This is a genomic window from Saccharopolyspora tripterygii (assembly GCF_054778355.1).
The window spans coordinates 148,530-164,049 of the sequence record NZ_BAAGZP010000030.1 but is presented as its reverse complement, the minus strand read 5'-3'; the positions used below and the strand labels follow the sequence as shown (position 1 = coordinate 164,049).

The following is a 15,520-nucleotide window of genomic DNA, read 5'->3' as shown; positions in this document are numbered from 1 at the left end:
ACGGTGTCTGACGAGCTGCGCGACCGTCTGCTGGACGAACTCACCGGACCCGGCGGCGACTTCGAGATGACCGAAGCCGTGGTCCGAGGCACCGCGATGCGCGTCTACGCGAAACCGCTGCGGACCCTGCGAGACGCGGCGCTGGTCAGCGCGTTCCACGGTGATGCGGACTTCCTCGTCTACGAGGACTACCGCTGCACCTTCACCGAGCACCAGCGGATCGTCGCCGGACTGGCCAGGGTCCTGCGCGAGGAGTACGGCCTGACCAGTGGCGACCGGGTCGCCATCGCGATGCGCAACTTCCCGGAGTGGGTGCCGATCTTCTGGGCGATCCAGGTCGCCGGACTCGTGGCCGTCCCGCTCAACGCCTGGTGGTCCGAGGACGAGCTGCGCTACGGCATGACCGACAGCGGCGCCAAGCTCGTCTTCGCCGACCCCGAGCGCACCGCGCTGCTCGACCGCGAGGTCCCGGTCGTCGAGGTGCGCGGCGGCGAACCCGGTGACGGCGTGCGGGCCTGGGCGGAGCTGCTGGCGGGACTCCCGCAGGACGCGTCGCCGCCGGAGGTCGTCATCGAGCCGGACGACGATTCCACGATCCTCTACACATCGGGCACCACCGGCCGCCCCAAGGGCGCGGTCGCCACGCACCGCAACCACGTCACCAACCTCCTCAACACGGTCGTCAGCAGGAAGATCGGCACGGCCATCACCAACGGCGGCACCCTCACCGATCCCGATCCGAACGATCCGCAGCCCGGTGTGCTGCTGACCTTCCCGATGTTCCACATCGCCGGGATCACGGTGCTGTGCTTCGCCACCCTCGCGGGCGCGAAGCTCGCGACCATGTACCGCTGGGACCGCGAGCAGGCCGTGGCGCTGATCGCGGATCACCAGCTCACCAGCGCGGCCGGGGTGCCCACGGTGATGCGCGACCTGGTCGAGAACGCCGAAGTCGTGCGGGGCCTGGACGGCGTCACGATGGGCGGTGCGCCCATCCCGCCCGACCTGGTGGAGCGCATCGGCGGGCTCGGCAGCAGCGCGTCCAGCGGGTACGGGCTGACCGAGACGACGTCCACGGTCGTCGGCAACTCCGGTGACGATTACCAGGAACGGTCCAACAGCGTCGGGAAACCCGTTCCGGGAGCGGAGATCCGCGTCGTCGATCCGGCGACCGGCGACGACCTCGGTGACGGTGAGATCGGGGAGCTGTGGTTCCGCGGGCCGAACGTGGTGCGCGGCTACTGGAACCTCCCCGAGGCGACCGCGGAGTCGTTCATCGACGGGTGGTTCCGCACCGGCGACCTCGGATACGTCGACGATGACTGGGTGTACGTGGTGGACCGGCTCAAGGACGTGGTGATCCGGGGCGGTGAGAACGTCTACTGCGCCGAGGTCGAGGCCGCGCTGCACGAGCATCCCGCGATCGCCGACGTCGCCGTCATCGGACTTCCGCACCCCACCTTGGGCGAGGAGGTCGCCGCGGTGGTGAACCTCAAGACCCCGGCGGACGCGGACGAACTGCGCACCCACGTGCGGGAACGGTTGGCGGCGTTCAAGGTTCCGGCCCACGTCGTGGTGCGAGAGGACCCGCTGCCGCGCACGCCGACCGGCAAGGTCCTCAAGCGGAGGCTCCGCGAGCAGATCGTCGCGCAGGGGTGAGCGAGGTGGAACTGCCCGGCATCGACCGAGCTTCGGTGAACCGCTGGCTGTCCGAACGCGGCGTCCCGACGCCGGTCGAGTTCTCGCTGGTCTCCGGTGGCAGGTCCAACCTCACCTACCGGGTCAGCGATGCGGACGGGGTCGTGCGGGCGCTGCGCAGGCCGCCGACCGGGGGAGTGCTGAGCACCGCGCACGACATGAGCCGCGAATGGCGCTTCCTCTCCGCGCTGCACGGCACGGGCGTGCCCGTGCCCGAACCGTTCGCCTACTGCGCGGACACCGACGTCACCGGAGCCTCGTTCTACGTGATGGACTTCGTGGACGGCACGGTCCTGGCCGACAGGCCCTCCGCGGCACCGCTGTCGCGGGTGGCGCGGCGCCGGGCGGGGATGGCGACGGTCGAGTGCATGGCCGCGCTGCACGAACTCGACCCCGACGACGTCGGCCTCGGCGACGCGGCGCGTCGCGACGGATACCTGCGGCGGCAGCTCCAGCGCTGGCAGAAGCAGGTCCACGCCTCGGGAGCGCCGGACCTCGCGCTGCTGGACCAGGTGCACGACGCGCTGATGGCCCGCGTCCCGGAGCAGGTCACCGGCATCGTGCACGGCGACTTCAGGCCCGGCAACGTGTCGTACGACCGGGACGGCGAGGTGCTGGCCGTCCTCGACTGGGAGCTGGCGACCCTGGGCGAACCGCTGGCCGACCTGGGCTGGCTCATCGCCACCTGGGAGGAACCCGGTGACGACCTCCCGCCGGTCACCCCCGGTCCCACGGCCGAAGAGGGCTTCCCGACGCGCGCCGACCTCATCGAGCGCTACGCCGAGCTCACCACCCGCGACCTCGCCGACCTGCCGTTCTACGTGGCGTTCCAGCGCTGGCGCTCCTGCTGCATCACCGCAGGAGTGCGCGCCCGCTACGAGGCAGGCCACATGGGCGACGACGGCCACGCCACCAACGCCGACACCGAAAGACACCAAGCCCAACTCGCCTGGCAAGCGGTCAAAGACCTGAGCCGCCGCGACACCTGATCCCAGCGGCTCGGCCAGGGGAGATCCCGGCACTTCCCAGTTTTGGTGGTGATGTCCGGGGAGGTTGGTCAGTGGGGGAAGTTTTCATGAAAACTTCCCCCACCCCACTGACCAGGTATCTCGGGCGCGGAACCTTCCCAATCAGGACGAGAACTGGAACATGGCGACGTCGCACCCCCGCCGCGCTGCCGACGCGGGGCGGGGTCAGCGCGTCGTGGGGGTTGGGGTTTCGTCGTCCGCGGGCTTCGGTGTCCGCTTCGGGTTGTCGGCGGGCATGAGGTAGGTGAGGACGGCGAGGGTTGCTGCGGTGAGCAGGAGGAGGGCGAAGACGATGTGCACCGCTGCCATCAGGCCTGGGCCCGCTGGGGTTCCGTCGGGGCCGACGGTGGTGCGGGCGTTGACGATGGCGCCGCAGATCGCCACGCCGATGGCCGATCCCAGGGAGCGGGCGAACATGTTGACGCCGGTGACCGCGCCGCGCTCGGTGAACTCGGCGGCGGACTGGGACGCGATGAGGGTGGGCACCGCCGTCAACCCCATTCCCACGCCGACGACGAACGTGAACATCCCGATCATGATCACCGTCGAGTTCTCGCCCAGCAGCAGCGTCAGGGCGGTGCCGACGACCACGAAGGTCGAGCCGATCTGCGACGTGTGCCGGAACCCGAGCGCGAGGTACACGCGGCCGGCGTTCGTCGCGGCCAGCGGCCAGCCGACGGTCATCGCGGCCAGGGCGAAACCGGCGATCAGCGGGCCGACTCCGAGCACCCCTTGCGCGTAGATCGGCACGTAGGTGGACAGGCCGAGGACGATCACCCCCACCAGCAGCGACACGGCGGTCGGCACGCCCACCACGCGGCGCCGCAGCAGGCGCAGGCTGAGGATCGGGTGCGTCGCGCGCAGGGCGTGCGCGGCGAAGGCGGCCAGCATCAGCGCGGCGGCGACGAAGATCAGCACCGAGGTGGTCGAGGCCCACGCCCAGCTGGTCCCGCCTTCGAGCAAGCCCAGCAGGAGGAGCGTGCTGCCCCCGGCCAGCAGCGCCGCACCGAGGTAGTCGATCGGTTCGCGGTCCCCTTCGCGCGGGGACTCGTGGTACTTCAGGACCAGCATCGCCGCCGCCGCGAAGCACAGCGGCAGGTTGACCCAGAAGATCCAGCGCCAGCTGAGGAATTCGCTGAACACCCCGCCCAGCGTGGGGCCCACGACCGACGAGATCGCCCACACCGACGCCAGGTACCCCTGGGTCTTGGCCCGCTCCTGGAGCGTGTAGATGTCCGCGGCGATGGTCAGCGACACGGGCATGACCGCACCCGCTCCGAGACCCTGCAGCACCCGGCCGCCGATCAGCGCGGGCATCGACCAGGCCGCGCCGCACAGGACCGAGCCCGCCAGGAAGAACCCCACTCCCGCAAGCATCAGCCGCTTGCGGCCGAGGACGTCGGCGAGCCTGCCGAACAGCGGAGTGCTCACCGCCTGGGCGAGCAGGTAGGCCGAGAACAGCCACGGCACCTGGGCGAAGCTGCCGAGGTCGCGGGCGATGGTCGCGGACGCGGTGGCGATGATCGTCGCGTCCAGCGCCACCAGCGCTGTCGAGAGCATCAGGGCGAGCAGGATGGGGCCGCGCGCGGAGCGCAACCCCACGCCGGAAGTCGAAGCGGGCACGACTACATAAGACACCGGGCCGCAACAATATTCCAGGACGCGGCGACATTCGCCACGTTCACCGAGATGCGTTGCCCTGATTGGGAAATCCACGATCACCTGTCCTGCGGGCGAGAAGATGGGTTCCGTCCGGCCCAGCGTCGCCCACGGGGCTCATGCGAAGTAGTGCTCCTGTTCGAGGTCTTGCAGCAGGCCCGGTCGTTCCGGCTTCCAGCCGAACCGCTCGGTGGTGGCCTCGGCGGAGGCGCTGTGGTCGCTCGCGAGGATCATGCCCAGGAACCCGAAGTGCTCGGTCGCCTTCTCGGCGGGCACGGAGGTGACCGGGAGCCCGAGGCGGCGCCCGATGGTGGTGGCGATCTCGCGGTGGGGGAGAGCTCCGTCGCCGAGCGCGTGCAGCCTGGCTCCGGCCGGCGCCGCGTGCAGGGCCCGCAGGTACAGGCGCGCGGCGTCGCGCAGGTGGACGGCGGAGAAGTGCGTCGATCCGTCGCCCACGAATCCCGCGAACCCCGACTCGCGGGCGGTGGCGATCATCGCCGGGATGAAACCGCTCGCGTCCTCCGGTCCGTGGACCGACCGCGGCAGCCGCAGGATCGAGACGCGAACGCCGTGATCGACGTAGGACAGCGCGAGCTCCTCGGTCGCGAACCTGCCCGCCGCGACCGAGTCCAGCGGGGGCACGGTGTCCTCGGTCGCTCCGTCACCCGGAACGCCCGAGGTGATCAGCAGCGGCTTGGCTGAACCGACCAGCGCTTCGCACAACGCCTCGACGGCGCGCCGGTCGGTGGCCACTGCACCCTCGAAGTCGGTGAAGTCGTGGACGAAGGCGGTGTGGATCACCGCGTCGGCTCGGGCGGCGCCGTCGCGCAGGCTGTCGAGATCGGTGAGCGAGCCGCGCTGCACCGCCACCCCCGCCTCGGTCAGCTTCGCCGCCGCGGCGTCCGAGCGCGCCAGTCCCAGCACCTCGTGCCCGGCCTGGTGCAGTTCGCGGACGACGGCGGTGCCGACCATGCCGGTCGCGCCTGTGATGAAGACCCGCACGGTGCGCTCCTCTCGACGGGTTCCTCGGACCGCTCCAGGCTGCGTCCGGCCATCGGCTCGCGTCCAAGTCCCGTTTCGAAATCCGTCATGCGATTCAGGCATCACAGCTGTTCAGTTCGATAGAGGTGTCCTGCTGCCTGGTCGTCGGCGATACCCTGGGCGCATGACCGAAGGAGACCTCGACCTGCGCTTGGTGCGGTACTTCGCCGTGGTCGCCGAGCACCGGCACTTCGGCCGGGCCGCCGAGCAGCTCCGCATCGCCCAGCCCTCGCTGTCCCGGCAGATCCGCAGGCTGGAGCAGCAGCTCGGCGCGCGCTTGCTCGACCGGACACCTCGCGGGACCGCGCTGACCGAGGCCGGCGAGGTCTTCCTGCCGCACGCCAAGTCGCTGTTGCGCTCGGCGACCCGAGCCACGGCGGAAGCCCGCGCGGTCGCTCGGCCGAACCGGATCGTCATCGGTTACGGCAACGGGCTCATCGTCACCAGGGCCGCCCAGGCGATGCGCCGGGCGCACCCGGACGCCGACGTGCGGACCAGGCACATCGAGTTCAGCCAGCCGCAAGCGGCTCTGCTGGACCGAGAGGTGGACGCCGTCGTCGCGCGGTTGCCGTTCCCCACCGACGGTCTGCGGGTGACGCTGCTCTACCAGGAACCGAGGACGTTGGTGGTCTCCCGCGAACACCGGCTGGCGGGTGAGGAGTCGGTCACCCTCGACGATCTCGCCGGCGAGCCGATGCCACGCTTCCCCGAGGCCGACCCGGCATGGTCCGCGTACTGGCGCCTGGAACCCCGTCCCGACGGCAGCAAGGCGCCCGAGGGCCCGGACATCAACGCGCTGGAGGAGAAGTTCGAGGTCGTCGCCGCCGGTCAGGCGGTGGTGGTGACGGTGCGCGCGGCCGCCCGGATGCGTCCCGACCTCGTCGCGATCCCCATCGAGGGCGTCGAGCCGAGCCACGTCGTGCTGGCGACCAGGGCGGGCGAGCGCAATCGCCTGGTGGCCGACTTCGCCTGCCTGGCCGAGCAGCACATCACCGAACCGCCGGAGGCCTGACCGGCCTCAGGCGGAGGTGAGATCCCGTGGTGGGACCGGGATCTCGAAGTGGATGGTGGGGCTGAAGTCGCCGGTCCCGCGAGCGTCGCAGACCTCCTTGGCCACGCTGCGCCAGAACGGTTCCGCACCTGCGATCGCCGGGTTGGTGTGCAGGTAGATCGTGTCGTAGAGCCCGGTTTCAGCGACGAACTCGCAGGACTTCTCGACCAGTGCGCGGGCGAGCCCGTTTCGTTGGTGCTCCTCGCGGACGTAGGTGCGGAAGATCTGTGCCGTGGTGGGGGTTCCGTAGCGCTCGGCGATCCACTGTGGATGCGGCGGGCTCTTGGGGCCGCTCGCTCGCACCGAGGCCGTTCCGACCACCTCTTCGCCGAGGGCGGCGACGAACAGCGCGTGGCCCGGGGTTTCGAAGTACGCGCGCTGCATGTCGATGACGTCGGCGTGCCACTCGGGGACGTAGCCGTGGCCCATGACGCGGTAGAAGGTGTCGAACATCAAGGTTCGCGCGCTCTCGACGTCTTCGTGACGCGCACGCCTGATCACGTACTCCCCGCGAACGAGAGCCTCGTGCGGTGACATGCTCCACCTCCGACGTCTGGACCAGCGACTTCGCTCCTTGATGCTAGCAATGTGCAACAACGATCACAGTGCGGTCCCTTGACTGGGCGCGGGCAGGCTGAAAGGTTGAAAACAATTCATGCGACGGTGCGCAGGAAGCCGGTGAGAATCCGGCACGGTCCCGCCACTGTGAATGGGGAGTCGACTCCGCGAGCGCCACTGCCGGAAAGCCGGTGGGAAGGCTGGGGGGAGGTGCCGATCCATGAGTCAGGAGACTCGCTCCGTCGTGCCGAGTCAACGGGGTCGCGGAGCCCCGGAGGAGGTACCCGGTGCACCCGGATCGATGTGTCGTCCCCGCGCAGATAGGCCCGATGAGGCGTTCGCCCGCCGCGCTCCGAATCGCGTAGGCCATGCGGACGAGTGGTCAGTTCCCCTGTGAACGCGGAACTCCCACGTCGCTGGAGCGCGTGATCACCGATCTGCGCGGATCCGCCGAACCGAGCTCGACGGTGTCCGTCGCCTTCCTGACGGTGCAGGCGGCGCAGCACTCCGGCAGGCGCAGCGGCTACGTGAACACGGTGTTGAGCGTGCGGGTCGGCTCCGCGGTGGGCTCCTGCGCGGCAGAACCGGGCGAGCTCGGCGACGAGCTGGTCCGCGAGATCGTCGGCGGTGACGTCGCCGAACTGCTGCACCACCCTTCCAGGGCGGTGCGCGTGGCGGTGCTCGACGCCTGCCTGGCGGATGCGGTTCCGCACGCGCAGCACTCGCGTTCGCGCGCGGTGCGGATCCCCGCGGGGACGTCGCTGGAGAAGTCGATGGCCCGCGCCCGCGCCGTCGCGGAACTGGTGCCGGTGCCCGAGGGTTCCCGCGTCGCCGTGATCGGCGTGGTCAACTCGCTGCTCGCGGCCCTGCGGGAACGCGGGATCGATTGCGTCCCCTGCGATCTCAAGGGCGGTCGCACCGAGTTCGGCGAGGAGATCCTCGCCGACCACCAGGTGGCGATCGACGGCGCGGACGCGGTGCTGGCCTCGGGAATGGTGCTGGGCAACGGCACGCTCGACGACATCGTCGATCGCTGCCACCTGCGGCAGCTCCCGCTCGTGGTGTTCGCGCAGACGGGAAGCGCGGTCTTCCGGGAGATGCTGGGACGCGAGATCACCGCGCTGTCGGCGGAGCCGTACCCCTTCTTCTGGCTCAGCGGAGACGACACCGGCATCCACCTCTACGACGGAGGTCGCCCGTGATCCCCGTGCAGAAGGTGGTCGAGGACCCCGGTGAGAGTGCCGGTGGCCGCAGGTGCGAGTCGATGCTCGACCTCATCGGCAACACCCCGGTGCTGCGCGTGCCCACGCCGCTCCCCCGGCAGCACCCCGGTTTCTGGGCCAAGTTGGAGTCCGTCGGCCCGGCGACGATGAAGGCGCGCGCGGCGCTGTCGATGTTGCGCGGCGCACGAGCGCGAGGTGAGCTTCGGCCGGGCGGGGTGGTGGTCGAGTCCAGCAGCGGCACCCTCGCGATCGGCCTGGCCTATGTGGGAGCCGCGCTGGGCCACCCGGTGGTCGTCGTCGCCGACAGCGAGCTCGACGCGATGACCCGAAACCTGTTGCGCGCCCACGGTGCTCGCGTGGAGATCGTGTCCCGGCCGCACCCGGTCGGCGGGTGGCAACGGGCGCGGTTGGAACGCGTGCGCGAGCTGCTCGACGAGCTGCCCGGGGCGTACTGGCCGGACCAGTACAACAACCCGGACAACCCCGCCGGGTACCGGTCGTTGGGCCGCGAGCTCACCGAGCAGTTCGAGCGGCTGGACGCCGTGGTCTGCAGCGTCGGAACCGGCGGTCACAGCGCGGGAATCGCCGCCGCGCTGCGGGAGCGGTGGCCCGACGTGCGCATCGTGGGCGTCGACTCGCCCGGCTCCAGCGTGTTCGGTCAGCCCTCGGGGCGTCGCGTGATGCGCGGTCTGGGCAGCAGCATCCACCCGGACAACGTCGCCTACGGGCAGTTCGACGAGGTGCACTGGGTCGGGCCCGCCGAAGCGGCCGACGCGTGCAGGCGACTGGCCGCGGGGTGCTTCGTCACCGGCGGCTGGAGCACCGGCGCGGCCGCGATGGTCGCGGCGTGGTGCGCCAACGAACTCGGAACCGACCGCGTCGCAGCGGTGTTCCCGGACGGGCCGAACCGGTACTGGGAATCGGTCTACGACGACGACTTCTGCGAGCAGCACGGTCTGGTACCGGTCGCCACCGATCCGTCCGAAGTGGAGACGGTTGCCGAATCAGCGGGACTGCGGTGGGCGCGCTGCCGCACCGTCGCCGACCCGTGCCGCCGACGGGACGCGGACCGAACGCCGTGCCCGGTGTGTGAGGAGGAGACGACCCCGTGACGAGCAGGACCGCTTTCCGGCAGCTCTCCGTGCCGGCGAGGCTCTTGGTGGTCAACCAGTTCGGCATCAACGTGGGCTTCTACATGCTGCTGCCGTTCCTCGCCTCGTACATGAGCCACGACCTCGGCTACAGCGCCGCCGTCGTCGGTCTCGTGCTGGGCGTGCGCAACCTCAGCCAGCAGGGCATGTTCCTGCTCGGGGGCACGGCCGCCGACCGGCTCGGCTGCCGGCCGATGATCATCCTCGGGTGCGCGCTGCGGGTCGTGGCGTTCGGCCTCTTCGCGTTCCTGACCTCGCTGCCCGGGCTGGTCGTGGCCGTGGTGCTGACCGGGCTCGCCGGCGCGTTCTTCAACCCGGCCGTGCGGACCTACCTGATGCACGAGGCGGGGGAGCGCCGGGCTGAGGCGTTCTCGGTGTTCAACGTGTTCGCGCACGCGGGAACACTGGTCGGCCCGCTGCTGGGGGCGGCGCTGCTGGCGGTCGACTTCCGCCTGGTCGCCCTGGTGGCGTGCCTGGCGTTCGCGCTGCTCACGGTCGCGCAGATCCTGGTGCTGCCGCGCAGGGAGGTCGAGCCGCAGAGCAGCGGCGTGCTCGACAGCTGGCGCGAGGTGGTCACCAACCGGCGATTCCTGGTGTTCACGCTGGCGCTCTCGGCGTACTTCGGTCTCTACAACCAGCTCTACCTGACGCTCCCGCTGGAAGCGCAGCGCGTCTCCGGCCTGTCCTGGGCGATCACCGCGGTCTTCGTGGTCTCCACGGTCATCGGCGTCTTCGGGCAGGTCCGGATCACCGACTGGTGCCGCGCCCGCTGGTCGGCGGGCCGTTCCGCGGCGATCGGGTTGGCGTGCATGGGCCTGTCGTTCGTCCCGCTGCTGGCCGCGGCCCCGCTGCTGCCGACGCGAGGCGTGGGCGACACCGGTGCCGCGGTGCTGCTGGCCGTCCTGCCGGTCCTGGTGACCACCGTGCTGTTCACAGTCGGTCAGGCGATCACGAACCCGTTCGCCATGGAGCTGCTGCCGATCGTGGGCAGCGAGCGCCTGGCCGGGACCTACTACGGCTTCTACTACCTGGTCTCCAGCCTGGTGGCCGCCGGTGTCAGCTGGCTCGTCGGCGCCTTGCTCGACGGCTTCACCAGCCCCGAACTGCGCTGGGCCCCGTGGCTCGTGCTGTGCGCGGTGGGCTTGGCCGGGGCGCTGGGCACCGGGGTGATGGAACGCCGCGGCCTGCTCGCCCGAGCAGAGCGGAACGACCGGGAAGAAGCGGAAGGAACGAGAGCATGAGCGAACCGGGTGACCGCGCGCGGTGGAGCCGCAGGCGGTTGTTGACCACCGCGATCGGCGCGGCGGCGGCCCTGCCGCTCGCCGGGTGCGCGGGTGGCGCCGCCGGAGGAGACCGGCTCCGGGCCGCCTTCCCGACCTCGGGCGCCAAGGAGTCGCTGGACCCGCACACCAGCTCGCTGTTCGTCGACCAGGCCCGGGCGAAGGCGCTGTTCGACACGCTGGTGACCTACGGGGACGACATGAGCGTCATCCCGCACCTCGCGGAGTCCTGGGAACCCGACGGCACCGGCACCCGGTGGCTGATCCGGTTGCGCGGGGCGCGGTTCCACGACGGTCGTCCGGTCACCGCCGACGACGTGCTCTACAGCTACCGGCGCATCGCGGACCCGGCGACGTCCGCCACCGCCGCCAAGCAGTTCGCCGCCGTGGACTTCGCGGCGAGCCGCGCGCGGTCGGCCACCGAGCTCGAAATCGTGCTGAACGCACCGAACTTCGAGTTCCCGTCCGCGTGGGGAGCCCCGGGGGCCGAGATCGTTCCAGCGGGATCGAACGACTTCCGCGCCCCCGTCGGATCGGGGCCGTTCCGCTTCGCCGACTTCCAGCCCGGATCGAGCGCGGTGTTCACCCGGTTCGACGGCCACTGGGCAGGTGCGCCGGAGCTCGCCGGGCTGGAGTTCGTTCCGGTCAACGAGGAATCGGCCAGGGTCTCGGCGCTGCTGTCCGGACAGGTGCACTACGCCCACGACATCGGGGCGAACGCGGCCCGCAGGCTCGAAGGCGACCAGCGGGCGCAGCTGCTGTCCGCGCCGCTCAGCACGATGCAGGCGGTGGCGTTCAAGGTCGACCGCCCGCCGTTCCACGACCCCCGCGTGCTCCAGGCGGCGCTGCTCGGAGTGGACCGCCGGGCGCTCGTCGACGTCGCGCTCAGCGGCAAGGGCGAGGTGGGCAACGACCTGTTCGGCAAGGGGCTCCGGCACTACGCGGCGGAGGTCGGGCAGCGCACGCGCGACGTGGGCCGGGCCGCCGCGCTGCTGCGCGAGGCGGGAGCCGACGGGCTCCAGTTCGACCTGCTGACCAGCGGCGCGGACCCGTACTTCGAGCCGGCGGCGACCCTGATCGCTCAACAGCTCGGTGACGTCGGCCTCCGCGCCACGCCGCGGGTGCGCCCCTCGGAGACCTACTTCTCCGACATCAAGGACCAGGGCGTCGCCGCGCTCACCAGGACCGCGGCCCTGCCGGTGGCGACCTTCCTGGAACAGCGGATGATCCGGGGCAGCGGGAACAACAACTACACCCGGTTCCAGTCGCCCGAGTTCGACTCGCTGTTCAGCGCGGCCCTCGCGACCGCCGACGAAGCCGAGCGGACCCGGCTGCTCGCCGATGCGCAGCAGATGGCCCACGAGCGCAGCGGACTGATGGTGTGGGGCTTCAGCAACTGGAACGTGGCCGTCGCTCCGGGCGTCCGGGGCCTGCGGGCCGCTCCGCCGAACTCGCTCGACTGGGCGCGGTTCGACCACGCCGTCCTGGGCTGATGCTCAAGTTCGCCCTGCTGCGCCTGTCCACCGGGGTCGTGCAGATCGCCGCGGTGGCCGTGGCGGTCCACGTCCTGACCTCGTGGCTCCCCGGCGACACCGCCGTGGTCGTGCTGGGCGAGAACGCCACCGAGCAGCAGGTGGCGGCGTTGCGGCACCAGCTCGGTCTCGACGAGCCGCCCGCCCAGCGGTTCCTCGACTGGATCAGCGGGCTGGTGAGCGGCGACCTCGGGACGTCGTTGCTGACCGGCAGGGCGGTCTCCGAGGAGATCGGCCGCGGCCTGGGCAGCACGGCTGTGCTCACGGCGCTCGCGCTGGCCGTGGTGCTGCCGCTGGCGGCGTTGATCGGCGTGTCCAGCGGCGTCCGCCCGGGTTCGCGCACCGACCGCGCGCTGAACTCGGCGATCGTCGCGCTCAACGCGGTCCCGGAGTTCGCGCTGGGCATGGTGCTGGTGGCGCTGTTCTCGCTGCAGCTCGGCTGGTTGCCCGCGACGGGGGCAGGGCTGTCCGGGCTCTCGCTGGCCGATCAACCCGCTGTGCTGGTGCTGCCCGTGACCGTGCTGGTGTGCAAGCAGTTGTGCGCGCTGACCCGGCAGGTCCGGGTAGGCGTGGCGGAGGCGACGCACGCCGGATACGCCACCCACCTGCGGATGCTCGGACTGCCGGAGCGGGACGTGCTGCTGCGGCACGTGCTGCCCAACGGGTGCGCGCCTGCCGTGCAGCAGCTGGCCCGCACCGTCGACGGACTGCTCGGCGGGGTCGTCGTCGTGGAGGCGCTGTTCGGGCTCGACGGCGTGGGGTCGGGATTCGTCGAAGCCGTCAAAGCCCGCGACCTCCCGGTCGTCCAGGGCTACGCCTTGGTGTTCGTGCTGACGACCGTGCTGGTGAACGTCGCCGCCGACGTCGCGGCGCGCCGCCTGGTGCCGCAACGGGAGGTGAGGGCGTGAAGCGCGTGCGAGCCGCGATCGCGTGGCTGCTCGTCGGGCTCCCGCTCTGCGTCGCCGTGCTCGGACCGGCTCTCGCCGGTTCGACGCGTTCGGAAGCCGGGCCGCTGATGCCGCCCGACGGCGAGCACCCGCTGGGCACCGACGTGCTCGGCCGGGACGTGCTCGCGCTCGTGCTCACCGGCGGCCGAACGGTCGTGCTGCTCACGGGTGTGGCGCTCCTGCTGGCCTACTTGGTGAGCGTGCCGATCGGACTGGTGCTGGCGGGGCAGTCGCGCCAGTGGGTCGAGGAAACCGCGCTGCACGGGCTGGACGTGCTGCTCGCGCTGCCCGGGCTGCTGGTGCTGCTGGTGCTGGCCGCGACGGGCAGGCAGGGCGCGGTCGGTCTGGTGGCGGCGGTGGTCGTGCTGCAACTTCCCGCGATCGTGCGCCTGACCCGCAGCGCGGCGATCGCCCCTGGCTGCCGGACGGTGGTGGAGAGCATGGTCCTGCAAGGCGAACCGTGGTGGCGGATCCACCTGCTGCACACCGGTCGAGCGGTGCTCGGGCCGGTCGCGGTGGACGCCGGGAGCCGGTTGATCCTGGTGCTGCAGCTGATGGCCTCGGCGAACTTCCTCGGTCTCGGGTTGGCCTCGTCGGCCAGCGACTGGGCCGTGCTGGTGGAGCGCAACCGGGAAGCCCTGTTCCTGCAGCCCCTCGCCGTCCTGGTGCCCGCGTTCCTGCTGGTGGCCCTGTGCATCGGCGTCAACGTGGTGGTCGACCGGACGGTGGCGCGACGCGAGGTGGTGCCGACGTGACCGAGCCGGCCCTCTCCGCGCGAGGACTCCGCGCCACAGCCGGCGAGCACGTGCTGCTCGACGGGATCGACCTGGACGTCCGTCCGGGAACCGCGCTCGCCGTCATCGGGCGGTCGGGCGTGGGCAAGACGACCCTCGGGTGGGCGCTGCAGGGCGAATCCCCGCCCGGCGTCGCGCTGTCCGGCGAGGTCCGGCTGCACGGAACCGACCTGCTGGAGCTCACCGACGGGCAGCGGCGCGCCGCTCGCGCGGGAACGACCTCGGTGCTGCCGCAGCACCCGGCCGCCGTGCTCAACCCGATGCGGCGCATCGGCAGGGTGCTGCGCGAACTGGCGGCCCTGCGCCACCCGCGCCGCGCCGAGCAGGACGAGGCCGTCCGGCACGCGCTGGCCACGGCCAGGTTGGACCCGGAACCGGCTCTGCTGCGCCGCTTTCCGCACCAGCTCTCCGGCGGCCAGCAGCAGCGCGTCGCGCTCGCCCAGGCCTTGATCACCGAACCCGGCATCGTGATCCTCGACGAACCCACCACCGGCGCCGACACCCTCACCAAGGCCGAGACCGCCGACATGCTGGAAGCCCTGGTCGGGAGGGGAACGGCCGTGGTCCTGCTGACCCACGACCTGCCGCTCGCGCGGCGGCTGGCGCACGACGCCCTCGTGCTGCACGAAGGTCGGATCGTCGAGGACGGTCCGGGAACCCGCCCGCTGCACGCGCCCGCGCACGCGCGGTCCAGGGAAATCCTCGCAGCGGAGCCGGTCCTGACCGCTGACGTCGGCGACGCGCGCTCGCGGCCGGATCCGGTGCTCCGCGCGGACGGGCTGGGACATCGCGCGAAGGACGGCGCATCCCTGCTCACCGACGTGGACCTGGCGGTCCGGGCCGGCTGGTGCTCGGCGATCGTGGGGCCCTCCGGTGCGGGCAAGACCACCCTCGCCCGCTGCCTCGCCGGACTCACCCGCCCCGATACCGGCCGGGTGCTGCTCGGTGAGACCGCGCTGGCGCCAACCGCGCGCCGGCGGCCGCGCGAGCACCGCCGCCAGGTGCAGCTCGTCCACCAGGACGCCCGCGCCGCCTTCGACCCGCACCGCCCGGTGATCCAGCAGGTCGCCAGGACCGCGGAGTTGCTGAGGAACGTCTCCCGGCGCCAGGCGATGGCGGAGGCGGAGGCGGCGCTGGGCGACCTCGGTCTGGACCCGGCGCAGGCCTGGCGGGGCCCCTCGGGTCTCTCCGGCGGTCAGCTCCAGCGCGCGGCGGTCGCGCGCGGTCTGCTGGCCCACCCGTCGGTGCTGATCTGCGACGAGATCACCTCGGCGCTGGACGTGATCAACCAGTCCGAGCTGTTGCGCGCGCTGGCGACCGCGAAGTCCACACTGGACGTCGGAATGCTGTTGATCAGCCACGACTTCGCGGCGGTATCCGAGCTCGCCGACGAGGTGCACCTGATGCGCGGCGGGCGTCTCGTCGAGTCGGCGACCCCGCACGAGCTGCTGACGAACCCGCGGACCAGCACGGCGAGCGCGCTGGTCGCCGCCGCGCGGGAGCACCACCGGGCGGGGCGAGCGGACCTGCCGCTCGACTGACCTGCGGCAGCGTTGGA

13 protein-coding genes and 1 riboswitch are annotated in these 15,520 nt (G+C 71.5%); of the genes, 10 read left to right on the top strand and 3 right to left on the bottom strand.

Annotated features, from left to right (window positions below):
• Positions 1-3 precede the first annotated feature (3 nt).
• Together ACYVF3_RS23625 and ACYVF3_RS23620 are read left to right on the top strand one after the other, a co-directional pair.
• Positions 4-1,659 carry a class I adenylate-forming enzyme family protein gene (locus tag ACYVF3_RS23625; protein WP_461156450.1) on the top strand — a complete coding sequence of 552 codons (1,656 nt, stop codon included), beginning with the start codon at positions 4-6 and terminating at the stop codon, positions 1,657-1,659.
• Positions 1,656-2,687 (top strand): phosphotransferase family protein, encoded by a 1,032-nt coding sequence (locus ACYVF3_RS23620; protein ID WP_461156449.1) that lies wholly within the window; start codon positions 1,656-1,658, stop codon positions 2,685-2,687. The genes ACYVF3_RS23625 and ACYVF3_RS23620 overlap by 4 nt, the downstream gene beginning before the upstream one ends.
• A 204-nt stretch (positions 2,688-2,891) precedes the next feature.
• Here the strand turns inward: ACYVF3_RS23620 and ACYVF3_RS23615 are convergent, their stop codons facing one another.
• Positions 2,892-4,349 carry an MDR family MFS transporter gene (locus tag ACYVF3_RS23615; RefSeq protein WP_461156448.1) on the bottom strand — a complete coding sequence of 486 codons (1,458 nt, stop codon included), beginning with the start codon at positions 4,347-4,349 and terminating at the stop codon, positions 2,892-2,894.
• 153 nt (positions 4,350-4,502) lie between these two features.
• Complete coding sequence (locus ACYVF3_RS23610) at positions 4,503-5,387, bottom strand: SDR family oxidoreductase (protein WP_461156447.1); 885 nt, start codon at positions 5,385-5,387, stop codon at positions 4,503-4,505.
• 163 nt (positions 5,388-5,550) lie between these two features.
• Between ACYVF3_RS23610 and ACYVF3_RS23605 the strand changes: the two genes are divergently transcribed.
• Positions 5,551-6,438 (top strand): LysR family transcriptional regulator, encoded by an 888-nt coding sequence (locus tag ACYVF3_RS23605; protein ID WP_461156446.1) that lies wholly within the window; start codon positions 5,551-5,553, stop codon positions 6,436-6,438.
• Positions 6,439-6,444: 6 nt separating this feature from the next.
• On the opposite strand, the gene ACYVF3_RS23600 is transcribed toward ACYVF3_RS23605, so the two are convergent.
• A complete protein-coding gene (locus ACYVF3_RS23600; RefSeq protein ID WP_461156445.1) occupies positions 6,445-7,014 on the bottom strand; it encodes a GNAT family N-acetyltransferase in 570 nt (189 codons plus the stop codon).
• Positions 7,015-7,068: 54 nt separating this feature from the next.
• Positions 7,069-7,291, top strand: a riboswitch (cobalamin riboswitch).
• 169 nt (positions 7,292-7,460) lie between these two features.
• Between ACYVF3_RS23600 and ACYVF3_RS23595 the strand changes: the two genes are divergently transcribed.
• Genes ACYVF3_RS23595 through ACYVF3_RS23565 form a run of 7 tightly spaced genes read left to right on the top strand, consistent with a single transcriptional unit; the run spans position 7,461 to position 15,503 of the window.
• Complete coding sequence (locus tag ACYVF3_RS23595; protein WP_461156444.1) at positions 7,461-8,237, top strand: Rossmann-like domain-containing protein; 777 nt, start codon at positions 7,461-7,463, stop codon at positions 8,235-8,237.
• Positions 8,234-9,370, top strand: coding sequence for a PLP-dependent cysteine synthase family protein (locus tag ACYVF3_RS23590; RefSeq protein WP_461156443.1), 1,137 nt, complete (start codon positions 8,234-8,236; stop codon positions 9,368-9,370). Before ACYVF3_RS23595 ends, ACYVF3_RS23590 begins: the two co-directional genes overlap by 4 nt.
• The gene (locus ACYVF3_RS23585) at positions 9,367-10,650 is read left to right on the top strand and encodes an MFS transporter (RefSeq protein WP_461156442.1); all 1,284 of its coding nucleotides are present in this window, start codon (positions 9,367-9,369) and stop codon (positions 10,648-10,650) included. The genes ACYVF3_RS23590 and ACYVF3_RS23585 overlap by 4 nt, the downstream gene beginning before the upstream one ends.
• Complete coding sequence (locus ACYVF3_RS23580) at positions 10,647-12,182, top strand: ABC transporter substrate-binding protein (RefSeq protein WP_461156441.1); 1,536 nt, start codon at positions 10,647-10,649, stop codon at positions 12,180-12,182. Before ACYVF3_RS23585 ends, ACYVF3_RS23580 begins: the two co-directional genes overlap by 4 nt.
• Complete coding sequence (locus ACYVF3_RS23575; RefSeq protein ID WP_461156440.1) at positions 12,182-13,129, top strand: ABC transporter permease; 948 nt, start codon at positions 12,182-12,184, stop codon at positions 13,127-13,129. Before ACYVF3_RS23580 ends, ACYVF3_RS23575 begins: the two co-directional genes overlap by 1 nt.
• Positions 13,126-13,923 (top strand): ABC transporter permease subunit, encoded by a 798-nt coding sequence (locus tag ACYVF3_RS23570; RefSeq protein WP_461156439.1) that lies wholly within the window; start codon positions 13,126-13,128, stop codon positions 13,921-13,923. The genes ACYVF3_RS23575 and ACYVF3_RS23570 overlap by 4 nt, the downstream gene beginning before the upstream one ends.
• On the top strand, positions 13,920-15,503 hold the full coding sequence (locus tag ACYVF3_RS23565) for an ABC transporter ATP-binding protein (protein ID WP_461156438.1): 1,584 nt from the start codon (positions 13,920-13,922) through the stop codon (positions 15,501-15,503). Before ACYVF3_RS23570 ends, ACYVF3_RS23565 begins: the two co-directional genes overlap by 4 nt.
• The last annotated feature ends 17 nt before the right edge of the window (positions 15,504-15,520 follow it).

Excerpts from the sequence above, each read along its gene's own strand:
- ACYVF3_RS23605 (WP_461156446.1), top strand. The coding sequence starts at position 5,551 with ATGACCGAAGGAGACCTCGACCTGCGCTTGGTGCGGTACTTCGCCGTG.
- ACYVF3_RS23600 (WP_461156445.1), bottom strand. The coding sequence starts at position 7,014 with ATGTCACCGCACGAGGCTCTCGTTCGCGGGGAGTACGTGATCAGGCGT.
- ACYVF3_RS23580 (WP_461156441.1), top strand. The coding sequence starts at position 10,647 with ATGAGCGAACCGGGTGACCGCGCGCGGTGGAGCCGCAGGCGGTTGTTG.
- ACYVF3_RS23575 (WP_461156440.1), top strand. The coding sequence starts at position 12,182 with ATGCTCAAGTTCGCCCTGCTGCGCCTGTCCACCGGGGTCGTGCAGATC.